This window comes from Amycolatopsis coloradensis, assembly GCF_001953865.1.
Classification (GTDB): Bacteria; Actinomycetota; Actinomycetes; order Mycobacteriales; family Pseudonocardiaceae; genus Amycolatopsis; species Amycolatopsis coloradensis.
In genome coordinates, this window is sequence record NZ_MQUQ01000005.1 from 834,436 (window position 1) to 844,625 (window position 10,190).

A 10,190-nucleotide genomic window follows, 5' to 3' on the forward strand; every position below is an offset into this window, starting at 1 on the left:
CGGAGAGAAATGCACTGGTACGAGGACGACGACCTGTGGGTCGGCTTCGCGGACGTGATGTTCCCGCCCAGCCGGGCCGAAGAGGCCGAACGCCTGACGGCCACGTCGCCGCTGCTCGCGGTCACGGAAGACACGAAGGTGCTGGACCTGGCGTGCGGCCCGGCGATCCACGTCGTGCCGCTGGCGAGGAAGGGCGCCGACGTGACCGGCGTCGACCTCAGTCCCGCCATGCTCGAACGTGCGCGTGAGGCCTGCGAAAACGCGGGAGTCGCCGCGAAGCTGGTCGAGGCCGACATGCTCGAGTACGTCGAGCCCGGCGCGTACGACCTGATCATCAACATGTACACGTCGTTCGGTTACTTCACCGAGCCCGGCGACAACCTCACCGTGCTGCGAAACGCCTACGCGAGCCTCGCGCCCGGCGGCAGGCTGCTGGTCGACGTGCTCGGCAAGGAGGTGCTCGCCGGCTGGGTCGGCCGCCCGAAAGCGGTCGACGTCGACGGTGGGACGGTCTTCATGCGCGACACGATCCTCGACGACTGGACCCGGCTCAAGACCGACTGGACCCTGGTCCGTGACGGTGCGGCGAAGCAGGCGTCGATCCTGTCCTTCCTTTACAGCGCGGCGGAACTGAAGGCGCTGTTCGAGACGGCAGGTTTCACGGGCGTCGAGTGCTTCGGCGACTTCGACGGCTCGCCTTACGACAACCACGCGCGCCGCCTGATCGTGCGTGGTGAACGTGCCGGCTGAAACGCTCCGCCTGTTCGCCGAGCCCGACGACGAGACCGCCCGCCCGCTCCGGCTCACCGGTCCGGTGGTCCTGCTGTCGGCGGCGCTCCTGATCTCGCTGATCGCCGGTATCGCGCTCGGCCCGACCACCGTCGCCCTCCCGGATGTCCTGCGCTACCTGGGAAAGGCGATCGTCGGCGGAACCATCACCGGCGACGAGGTCACCGGGTACTCGATCGTGTGGCAAGTCCGGACCCCGCGGGTGCTGCTCGCCGCCGTGGTCGGCGCGGGTCTCGCGGTGGTCGGGGTCGCCGTGCAGGCCCTGGTCCGCAACGCCCTCGCCGACCCGTTCGTGCTCGGCATCTCCTCGGGAGCCTCGGTCGGTGCCGCCGCGGTCGTGGTGTTCGGCCTCTTCGCCGGGCTCGGTGTGCTGGCGCTGTCGACGGCCGCGTTCCTCGGGGCACTGGGCGCGACCGCGCTGGTCTACCTGGCAGCCCGCAGCAAATTCGGCCTCACGCCGTTGCGTCTCGTGCTCACCGGGGTCGCGCTCACCTACGCCTTCCAGGCCGTGATGAGTGTGCTCGTCTACCTCTCCCCGAACGGCCAGGCCGCGCAGACCGTGCTGTTCTGGCTGCTCGGCAGCCTGGGGTCGGCGACCTGGGCGTCCTTGCCCCTGGCCGCGCTCGGGGTGGCCGTCGCGATCGTGGTCCTGCTGCGGTACGGCACCGCGCTCGACGTCCTGTCCATGGGCGACGAGACCGCGATGAGCCTCGGCACCGACGCGGCCGCGTTACGCCGCTGGCTCTTCCTGCTCACCGCCGTCGTCACCGGTCTGCTGGTGGCGGTGAGCGGCTCGATCGGGTTCGTCGGGCTGGTCCTGCCGCATGTGGTGCGGATGGTCGCCGGTTCGGGGCACCGCCGCGTGCTGGCCCTCGCGCCGCTGGTGGGCGCGGTCTTCCTGGTCTGGGTCGACCTGCTCTCCCGCACGCTCGTCGCGCCGGAGGAACTGCCGCTCGGCGTGATCACCGCGCTGATCGGTGTGCCGGTGTTCCTCGTGGTGATGCGGCGCCACGGCTATGCGTTCGGGGGTCGCTGATGCTGTCCCTGACCGAACTTTCCGTCGAGGTGGCCGGGTCGGTGCTGATCCGCGAACTGTGCCTGGACGTCGGCGCGGGCGAGGTCGTCGGCCTCCTCGGCCCCAACGGAAGCGGCAAATCGACGGCGTTGCGCTGCGTCTACCGGGCACTGACGCCGTCCGGCGGCGCTGTCCTGCTCGACGGCACCGACCTCGCCGAGCAGGGCCTGCGTGACACCGCCCGCCGGATCGCCGCGCTCACCCAGGACAGCCGCGCGGATCTGGACTTCACCGTCGAGGAGGTCGTCGCGCTCGGCCGGTCGCCGCATCAGCGCGGCAATCTCCGGCTGTCCGCGCGCGAACGCGAGCTGTGCCGGGAAGCGTTGCGGCGACTGGACATCACGCATCTCGCGCAGCGCAGTGTGCTGACGCTTTCGGGCGGCGAACGCCAGCGGGTACTGGTGGCGCGGGCACTCGTCCAGGAACCCGAGGTGCTGGTCCTCGACGAGCCGACCAACCACCTCGACGTCCGGCATCAGGTGGAACTGCTGAAGTTCCTGCGCGACTGCGGCCTCACCGTCCTGGTCGCGCTGCACGACCTGAACCTCGCCGCCGCCGTCTGTCACCGGATCGCCCTGCTGCGCGGCGGTTCCCTGGCCGCGTGCGGGACACCGGCCGAAGTGCTCACGCCCGAAACGGTCCGCGCGGTGTTCGGCGTCGAGGTCACCCAGGTGACCCATCCCGTGACCGGAGCGCTCCAACTGCTTTACGACCTTCCCGCCGAAGAAACCGAGGGGATCACACGATGAAGCCGTCCAGGGTGGCCGCGCTTTTCACCGCGGCACTGCTCCTGAGTGCCTGCGGTGCCCAGGTCGAGGCCGGGCCGGCCGCGCCGGCACAGGCCACGGTGACCAACTGTGGCGCGCAAGTCACCTTCCCGGCGCCGCAGCGTCCGGTGGCCTACGACGTTTCCGGTGCGGAGAAGATGTTCGCGCTCGGGCTCGCCGGCCGGATGCGCGGCTACGTCATGAATTCGCTCGGCGACCCGTCGATCGCCGGATCGCCGTGGAAGGACGACTACGCGAAGGTCGAACGCCTCGGCACTTCGCGGGTCACGCGCGAGATCCTGGTCAACGCCAAGGCGGACTGGGTGATCGCCGGGTGGAACTCCGGGTTCAGCGAGGAGCGCGGGATCACCCCGAAGCTGCTGGACCAGGTCGGCATCCGCAGCTACCTGCACACCGAGACCTGCTGGGAGTATCCCACCGCGAAGGCCGAGGTGAAGCCGTTGGAGGCGCTCTACACCGACCTGCGCAACCTCGGCGACATCTTCGGCGTCCGCCAGCGGGCCGACGAACTGGTCGCGGAACTCAAGGGACGCTTCGACAAGGTCCGCTCCGGAGCGCCGAAGACGCCGCCCGCCAAGGTGTTCGTCTACGACTCCGGCACCGACCAGCCCTTCACCTCCGGGAAACACGCCGCTCCCAACGACATCATCGACGCCGCGGGCGGCACCAACGTCTTCCGCGACCTCCAGGACGGCTGGGGCAGCGTCGGCTGGGAAGCGGTGGTGAAGGCCGAACCCGAGGTGATCGTGGTGGTGGACTACGCCGATCGGCCCGCCCAGGACAAGATCGCGTTCATCAAAGCATCGCCACAGCTGAAGAACACGCCCGCCGTGCGCGACAACCGGTTCCACGTCGTTTCCTACGGGGACTTCGTGAGCGGCCCGCGCAACGCCGCGGGTGCCGAGTCGCTGGCCGCCTACCTGCGGTCGATCGGCCGGTGACCGCGATGCCCGTCGAGACGGAATCCCTGGTGCACGAGCACGTCACGGACGCGATCAAGACACCGGCGCTGATCCGGCTCGCGCCGAACGTCGTGCTGATCCGGTTCGAAACCCTCAAGGTCTACGCGGCACTCGGCGCGATCCGGTCACTGCTCGCCGAGGGTGTCGTCCGAAAAGGACAGACGCTGATCGACAGCTCCAGCGGGATTTACGCGCTCGCGCTCGCGATGGCCTGCCACCGCTACGGCCTGCGCTGCCACATCGTCGCGTCCACCACCGTCGATCTCACCATGCGTTCACAACTGGAGATCCTGGGCGCGACCGTGGACCAGATGCCGCCGTCGGAGGATCTCCGTCTCGACCAGCGGCGCCGGGTCGCGCGTGTGCACGAACTCCTGGACTGTCATCCGGACATGCACTGGATGCGCCAGTACCACGATCCCGTGCACTACCTGGGTTATCGCGAGGTCGCCGACCTTGTTGCCCGCGCGCTGCCCGCCGGGCCGCTGACCGTCGTCGGCAGTGTGGGCACCGGCGCGTCGACCGGCGGGATCGCGCGGTCGCTGCGCGAACGTGATCCGGACGTCCGCCTGACCGGGGTCCAGCCGTTCGGCAGCGTCACCTTCGGCAGCGAACGGTTCACCGATCCGGACGCGATCATCGCGGGCATCGGCAGCGCCATCCCGTTCGACAACGTCGATCACGAACTGTACGACCGGATCCACTGGCTGGACTTCGTGCACGCCATGGCCGCGACCATCGGCCTGATGCGTGACCACGCCGTCTTCGCCGGGCTTTCCACCGGTGCCGCATACCTCGCCGCGGGCTGGGAGGCGGCGCGGAATCCGGATCGGACGCACGTCGTGATCGGCGCCGACACCGGACATCGTTACACCGCGAGGGTCTTCGCCCGGCACCGCGAGGCTGTCGACCCGGCGGGCCTGGCGCCACGCGAGATCGCCTCACTGGACGACCTCGCCCTGCCCTGGGCGGTGATGGACTGGCGGCGCCGCAGATTCGGGATACCCGCGCAGCCGCTGTACCGGGAGGAGCGGGCGTCATGACCGTCGTCCTGCTGGAAGCACTCACCTTCGGCCTCGGCAGACTGGCCGACGCGGCGTCGGAAGCCGGGCGGAAACTGGTGCTGTTCACCGGAAACCGCGACATCTACCGTTATGAACTCGGCACGCTCGGGCCGGACAGGGTCGAGGTCGTCGACATCGACACCACCGACATCGCGGCCTGCGAAGCCGCGTTGCGCGCCATCCCGGACCTCGCCGGGATCATCAACTCGACCGACACCTGGGCACTGCCGGGCGCGGAACTCACCGCCAGGCTCGGCCTGCCCGGTCCGGCCGCGGCGGCCGTGCGCGTGCTGCGGGACAAGGGCGCGGTGCGCGATCTGCTGTACGAACACGGGCTCACCCGCGGCCGCCCGGTGCCCGTCATGGTCGCCGAACAACTCGGTTTTCCCCTGGTGGTCAAGGATTCGTCGGGAACTTCGTCACGAGGGGTGTGGCTGGTCCGCGACGCCGCCGAACTCGAACGAGCCCGGCTGGAGGCGAAGGACACGCCGCTCAAGGGACACCTGATCGCCGAACCGTACTTCGCCGGTCCGCTCTACAGCGCGGAAACCGTGACTTGGCAAGGAAAGACCCGGTTGCTCGGCGTACTCTCCCGTCAGCTGTCACCCGAGCCCGTGGTGCGCGAGGAAGCCGCCGCGTTCCCGGTCGCCTTTCCCGAGGCCGAACACTCCGAACTGGCCGACTGGATCGGCCGGGTGCTCAAGGCGGCCGGACACGAGCAGGGCTTCGCGCACACCGAATTCGTCCTCACCGTCGACGGACCGGAGATCGTCGAGATCAACATCCGGATCGGCGGGGCGATGCTCGGCGAGGCGTTGTGCCGGTCTTTGGGCACCAATGTCTACGCCGCGATGATTTCGATGGCGCTGGGCGAGGAGCCCGCCTTGCTCACCCAAAAGTTCAGCGAAGGACCGGGCATCGGCTTCGTCCTGGCGTATCCGGCCGCGGAAGGCGTGCTGAAGGGCTGGTCCGGGCTCGATCGGCTGCCCGGCCTGCCCGGTGCGCCGGAGTGGTATCCGACGGCGAGCCCCGGTGACGAGATCCGGCACCTCGCGGATCAGCGGTCCTGTACCGGGATCGTGCTGGCTGAGGGACCGACAGCGGAACTCGCCCTGCATCGCGCGTTCGCCGCGGCGGGCGGGATCACGCCGGAGATCGATTCTTGAGAGCTCTCTCAGATGGATAGCCCTACTTTCTGTTCCGGGAAGTGAAGCCATCCACCTGGAGGAACTGTGGGCGAAGCAGTGGGCAGGCGCGCGGTGCTCGGGGGCGCGGCGGCGGCCGGTGTGGCGATGCTGGCCGCGAACACCGCCACGGCGCAGGAAGATCGGCGGGGCACGGGCCGGTTCGCGGGCAGGGTCGTGCTCGTCACGGGGGCGACGTCGGGGATCGGCAGGGCGGCGGCCATCGCCTTCGCCGCGGCCGGTGCCAAGGTCGGCTTCTGTGGCAGGCGGGAAGAACTCGGCCGCGAGGTCGAACGAGAGATCCGGCGCGCGGGTGGGGAAGCGACCTATCTCCGGGCGGATGTGCGAGTGCCCGAACAGGTACAGGCGTTCGTGGACGGCGTCGTCCGCAAGTACGGCAGACTCGACATCGCGTTCAACAACGCCGGAATCCACCTCGGCAAGCCGTTGCACGAGATCTCGCTCGACGAGTGGGAGGACGTGCAGCGCACCAACGCGCGCGGCGTGTTCCTCTCGATCAAGTACGAGGTGCCGCATCTGCTGAAGGCGGGCGGCGGGGTGATCGTCTGCACCGCGTCGGCGCAGGCCGACCAGACCAGGCCGGGGCATGCCGCCTACACCTCGAGCAAACGCGCCGTGCAGGGGCTGGTGCGCGCGGCCGCGCTGGACTACGGCGCCAAGGGGATCCGGGTGCTGTCGATCGACCCGGGCACGATCGACACGAGGCTGGTGCGCCCGCCGGGTATCCCGGACGACCTGTGGGCGCGGTTCAAGCGGGCGTGGGGGCCGCTGAACGTCCATGGCCTGCCGAGGATGGGCGAGGCGGCGGACATCGCTTCGGCCGTCCTCGCCTTGGCGTCACCGGATTTCGGCTATCTGACCGGGACTTCCGTCCTCGTCGACGGCGGCCTGAACACCGGACGGCCGATGACCATGCCGCCCGGGTTCACCCCGCCGGGCTGAATCGTGGGCTGGGTTCGTGCTCATGTCGCGAAAGCCACTTTCGGGACATCAGACGTCGCGAAAGTGGCTTTCGCGACATGTCACCGTTGCTTTACCGGGCCGATTCGGCGCCACCACTGGCCCTGACTCAAGGGCTGGGCACGCAGTTTTTGGCGGCGGCGACGGCGGTCAGCAGCTCCGGCGTCTCCATTTTGACCGACGCGAACGGATCGGTGGTCTCCATTAGCGGCTTCTGCGCTGCCTCAAGTGCCTTGAGGCCACCGTCCAGTGCGGCCTGGCTCGTGGAGGCGTCCAGCTTCCGCTTCCCTTCCGCCGCCGCGTCCCGCGCCGTCGCATAACTGTCCACAAGGGACTTCTTCACCGTGTCGCCGCCGGGAATCGGCGACGCGGGCAGCGCGTTCAGCTCCTCGACGACCTTTCCGGCCAGCTCGGCGCGGACCCCGAGATTCTCGCTCAGCCAGGGTCGGGTCACCTCGATCCCGGAACTCTGCCGGTTCGCGTGGTCGTTGCTGGCCTTCACGAATCCGTAGATCGCGCCGCACATCCCGTCGAGCCAGGCGACGGTCTTGGTATCCGGCCCCGGTGGTGGGGCGGGAAGCGTGGATGGCGGCGTGGCGGTGACCGTCGTGGGCGGCGGTGGTGGCTCCCCGGAACAGGCAGTCACCGCGAACAGGGCCCCCGCCAGGGAAACGAGCAGAAGTTGCGTCTTCATCGGATCTCCCCTCCGGCGTGAACACGTTCCGGAAGGGAGATGGGTTGCCTGAGTCGCCTCAGCCGCAGCCGCCCATGAGCCGCGCCAGCTCGTCGGGCAGCAGCGGCGGTTCCGGCAGCGGGCTCGCGGCCGTGGCGCGCATCCCGTCGAACAGCAGGGCGAGATGACGGCGCCAGACCTCCGGCCGGACGCCGGCGGTCGCCTCCACGGTGCGCGCGATTCCCCAGGTCACGAAGGCCATGTCCTCGAGGGTGAAGTCGGCGCGCAGTGCCCCGCTCTCCTTGGCGCGCTCGACGACACGGGTCATGAGGTCGTACCCGCGTTCGAGGTCCTCGGTCTGCGGTGGCCGCGTCGAGGCCAGCTCGTTGTAGCCGCGATCGGCGGCTTGCAGTTCGCAGATCCGTTCCACGAACGACGTCAACCCGGCCCAGGCGTCGTCGAGGCTCAGCGCGTGTTCGGCGATGGCCGCGACGGTCTCGGTCCGGTCGGCGAACACGGCGTTCACCAGATCCACGCGCCGGGGGAAGTGGTTGTACAGCGTGCCGATGCTGACGCCGGCGGTTTTGGCGATCTCTTCGAGCGCGACGTCGAGGCCTCGCACCGCGTAGAGCCCCCGGGCGGCCTCGACCAGCAGGTCGCGGTTTCTCTGGGCGTCCTTCCGCAGGGGTTTGGTCATGACCGCAGCGTAGCCAAGTTGAAGGTGGCCTCAAGTTGTGTGTACCTTCGAAGAAGTTGAGGGCATCCTCAACTTAAGCCTCCGGGGAGAACACATGACCAGAACACTCGCGATCTTCGGCGCTGGACCGGTGCTCGGACTGTCACTGGCCCGTCGCTTCGGCCGCGAAGGCTTCCGCGTCGCCCTCGTCGCGCGCACCACCGAGAACCTCGACGCCCTCGTCGCCACCCTCGACGGCGACGGCATCGAAGCGAGCGGGTTCATCGCCGACGTCTACGAACCCGCCCAGATCTCGGCCGCCGTCACCGCCATCGGCCGGATCGACGCGGTCGCGTTCAATCCCGGCGGCGGGAACCTGGGCGAGGGCATCGCGCCGGTGCTCGACGTCGACCCGGAGAACCTGCTGCTGATCCTGGACCGGTTCCTGGTGTCCGCGGTGGCGCTGGTGCGGGCCGTGCTGCCCGGCATGATCGAGCGCGGCGACGGCGCCATCCTGTTCACCGCGGGCCAATCCGGCCTGCACCCGGCGCCGTTCCTCGGCAACGTGGGGATGGCACAGGCGGCGCTGCGGAACTACTTCCACAACCTGAACTCCGTGCTCGCCGAGAAAGGCGTCTACGCCGGAGCGGTCAATGTCGGCGCGTTGATCGAGGGCAGCGTGCCGCACCGGGAGATCACCTCGGTCCCGCTGGACTTCGAACCCGAGGTGATCCACCCGGACGTCTTCGCCGATGCCTTCTGGAAGCTCTATGCGAAGCGCGAGGCTCCCGAAGTGCTGGTCGGTTCGTTCGGGAGATAGCTACTTGCGACTCACCGGGCCCCGCTGTCTCCGACTGACATGGGAACGCTGGGCCGCAGGTCAGTTACCGCTCGATGGCGTACGCCTCGATCTCGACCTTCATCTTCGGGTCGAGCAACGCCGAGACCTCGACCATCGTGGCCGCGGGCAGCACGTCACCGAAGGCCTCGCGGTGGGCTCGCGCCACCAGTTGGGCGTCCTTGATGTCGGTCACGTAAGTGACGGTCCGCACCACCGCGGCGAGGCTCGAATCGGCCTCCCGCAGCGCGGTCTCGATGATCGAAAGCACGGCCGCCGCCTGCTCGTACGCGTCACCCGACCGGAACGGCTCGCGCGCCGTCGTCCCGGACACGTGGATGTGCTCGCCGACCCGCACCGCCCGGCTGTAGCCGAAAATCTGCTCGAAGTCCCCGCCGGAGGAGATGTTCACCCGCTCAGTCATGATCCGAACGAAAGCACACTCGACGGAACTTGGTCCAGTGGGTATCGCGGCGGGCGGCGCGCGGGTCGGGATCCAGATGAGGAAACCCGGTGCGGGCGTCGTGGGGACACCCGCACCGGGTGCAACGCCTATTCCTTTTTATCGTCTCCGGAAGCGTTCTTTCCTCGCCATTCGTCGGGGAAGGCCTCTCCGGCCGCCACGCCGGGCAGCACCGCGCCCCGGATCATGTCGATCGTGCTCTTCGTTAAGAGCGCCGTACCGCTGTGGTTCGGATCGGTGAACGTCTTGATGATGTTCGTCATTTTGTCGACGCCCGCTTCATCGAAGCCCATCGCTTTAAGCCCGGCAGGAGTTCCGTCCGTGTACTTGATGAACTTGGCCAGCTTGTCCTCGAACTGCTGAAGTTCGCCCGGCTTTATCGCACCGGGGTGCTCGAGGTCGTACTTCTTGGCGGCTTCAAGGAACTGTTCTTGGATTTTTTCCTTGCTGCCGAACAGCCAGCCCTTGTCCTTTTCGGGACTGCCGGTGCCAGGCCCGCCATTGCCGTCGGCGTTGTTGGTGCCGCCGGTGCCGCTGGTGCCGCTGGTGCCCCCGGAGTCGGTGCCGCTGGTGCCGCTGGTGCCGCCGTTGTCGGTGCCGCCGGTGCCGCCGGAGTCGGTGCCGGTTCCGCTGCTTCCGCCGTTGTCGGCACTGCCGCTGCCGCTGCCTGCGCCGTTGTCAGCCTTGGGGTCTGTCC

11 protein-coding genes and 1 pseudogene are annotated in these 10,190 nt (G+C 68.8%); 8 read left to right on the forward strand and 4 right to left on the reverse strand.

The window, feature by feature from the left end; translation table 11 throughout:
- The first annotated feature begins 9 nt into the window (after window positions 1-9).
- From BS329_RS13500 to BS329_RS13530, 7 genes are all read left to right on the forward strand, one after another.
- Window positions 10-750, forward strand: a complete 741-nt coding sequence (locus tag BS329_RS13500; protein ID WP_076160064.1) for a class I SAM-dependent methyltransferase — start codon at window positions 10-12, stop codon at window positions 748-750.
- Window positions 731-1,825 carry a FecCD family ABC transporter permease gene (locus BS329_RS13505; protein ID WP_084749615.1) on the forward strand — a complete coding sequence of 365 codons (1,095 nt, stop codon included), beginning with the start codon at window positions 731-733 and terminating at the stop codon, window positions 1,823-1,825. Before BS329_RS13500 ends, BS329_RS13505 begins: the two co-directional genes overlap by 20 nt.
- Window positions 1,825-2,613: an ABC transporter ATP-binding protein gene (locus tag BS329_RS13510; protein WP_076160066.1), complete on the forward strand. Its 789-nt coding sequence runs from the start codon at window positions 1,825-1,827 to the stop codon at window positions 2,611-2,613. Before BS329_RS13505 ends, BS329_RS13510 begins: the two co-directional genes overlap by 1 nt.
- A complete protein-coding gene (locus tag BS329_RS13515; protein WP_076160069.1) occupies window positions 2,610-3,593 on the forward strand; it encodes an ABC transporter substrate-binding protein in 984 nt (327 codons plus the stop codon). Before BS329_RS13510 ends, BS329_RS13515 begins: the two co-directional genes overlap by 4 nt.
- A gap of 5 nt (window positions 3,594-3,598) precedes the next feature.
- Complete coding sequence (locus BS329_RS13520; protein WP_143252990.1) at window positions 3,599-4,657, forward strand: cysteine synthase family protein; 1,059 nt, start codon at window positions 3,599-3,601, stop codon at window positions 4,655-4,657.
- Window positions 4,654-5,844, forward strand: coding sequence for an ATP-grasp domain-containing protein (locus tag BS329_RS13525; protein WP_076160074.1), 1,191 nt, complete (start codon window positions 4,654-4,656; stop codon window positions 5,842-5,844). The genes BS329_RS13520 and BS329_RS13525 overlap by 4 nt, the downstream gene beginning before the upstream one ends.
- A gap of 66 nt (window positions 5,845-5,910) precedes the next feature.
- A complete protein-coding gene (locus tag BS329_RS13530; protein WP_076160077.1) occupies window positions 5,911-6,825 on the forward strand; it encodes an SDR family NAD(P)-dependent oxidoreductase in 915 nt (304 codons plus the stop codon).
- A gap of 127 nt (window positions 6,826-6,952) precedes the next feature.
- On the opposite strand, the gene BS329_RS13535 is transcribed toward BS329_RS13530, so the two are convergent.
- A complete protein-coding gene (locus tag BS329_RS13535; RefSeq protein WP_076160080.1) occupies window positions 6,953-7,537 on the reverse strand; it encodes a hypothetical protein in 585 nt (194 codons plus the stop codon).
- Between the two features lie 58 nt (window positions 7,538-7,595).
- A complete protein-coding gene (locus BS329_RS13540) occupies window positions 7,596-8,213 on the reverse strand; it encodes a TetR/AcrR family transcriptional regulator (protein ID WP_076160083.1) in 618 nt (205 codons plus the stop codon).
- 94 nt (window positions 8,214-8,307) lie between these two features.
- Between BS329_RS13540 and BS329_RS13545 the strand changes: the two genes are divergently transcribed.
- Entirely contained in the window at window positions 8,308-9,012 is a 705-nt protein-coding gene (locus BS329_RS13545) for an SDR family NAD(P)-dependent oxidoreductase (RefSeq protein ID WP_076160085.1), read from the forward strand.
- A 64-nt stretch (window positions 9,013-9,076) separates the two neighbouring features.
- Here BS329_RS13545 and BS329_RS13550 read toward each other — a convergent pair whose 3' ends face one another.
- Together BS329_RS13550 and BS329_RS43330 are read right to left on the reverse strand one after the other, a co-directional pair.
- Complete coding sequence (locus BS329_RS13550) at window positions 9,077-9,454, reverse strand: RidA family protein (protein WP_244197131.1); 378 nt, start codon at window positions 9,452-9,454, stop codon at window positions 9,077-9,079.
- 128 nt (window positions 9,455-9,582) lie between these two features.
- Window positions 9,583-10,190 (reverse strand): annotated as a pseudogene (locus BS329_RS43330) (hypothetical protein); the annotation flags it as partial.

Excerpts from the sequence above, each read along its gene's own strand:
- BS329_RS13535 (WP_076160080.1), bottom strand. The coding sequence starts at position 7,537 with ATGAAGACGCAACTTCTGCTCGTTTCCCTGGCGGGGGCCCTGTTCGCG.
- BS329_RS13520 (WP_143252990.1), top strand. The coding sequence starts at position 3,599 with ATGCCCGTCGAGACGGAATCCCTGGTGCACGAGCACGTCACGGACGCG.
- BS329_RS13500 (WP_076160064.1), top strand. The coding sequence starts at position 10 with ATGCACTGGTACGAGGACGACGACCTGTGGGTCGGCTTCGCGGACGTG.
- BS329_RS13510 (WP_076160066.1), top strand. The coding sequence starts at position 1,825 with ATGCTGTCCCTGACCGAACTTTCCGTCGAGGTGGCCGGGTCGGTGCTG.
- BS329_RS13550 (WP_244197131.1), bottom strand. The coding sequence starts at position 9,454 with ATGACTGAGCGGGTGAACATCTCCTCCGGCGGGGACTTCGAGCAGATT.
- BS329_RS13545 (WP_076160085.1), top strand. The coding sequence starts at position 8,308 with ATGACCAGAACACTCGCGATCTTCGGCGCTGGACCGGTGCTCGGACTG.
- BS329_RS13515 (WP_076160069.1), top strand. The coding sequence starts at position 2,610 with ATGAAGCCGTCCAGGGTGGCCGCGCTTTTCACCGCGGCACTGCTCCTG.
- BS329_RS13525 (WP_076160074.1), top strand. The coding sequence starts at position 4,654 with ATGACCGTCGTCCTGCTGGAAGCACTCACCTTCGGCCTCGGCAGACTG.
- BS329_RS13540 (WP_076160083.1), bottom strand. The coding sequence starts at position 8,213 with ATGACCAAACCCCTGCGGAAGGACGCCCAGAGAAACCGCGACCTGCTG.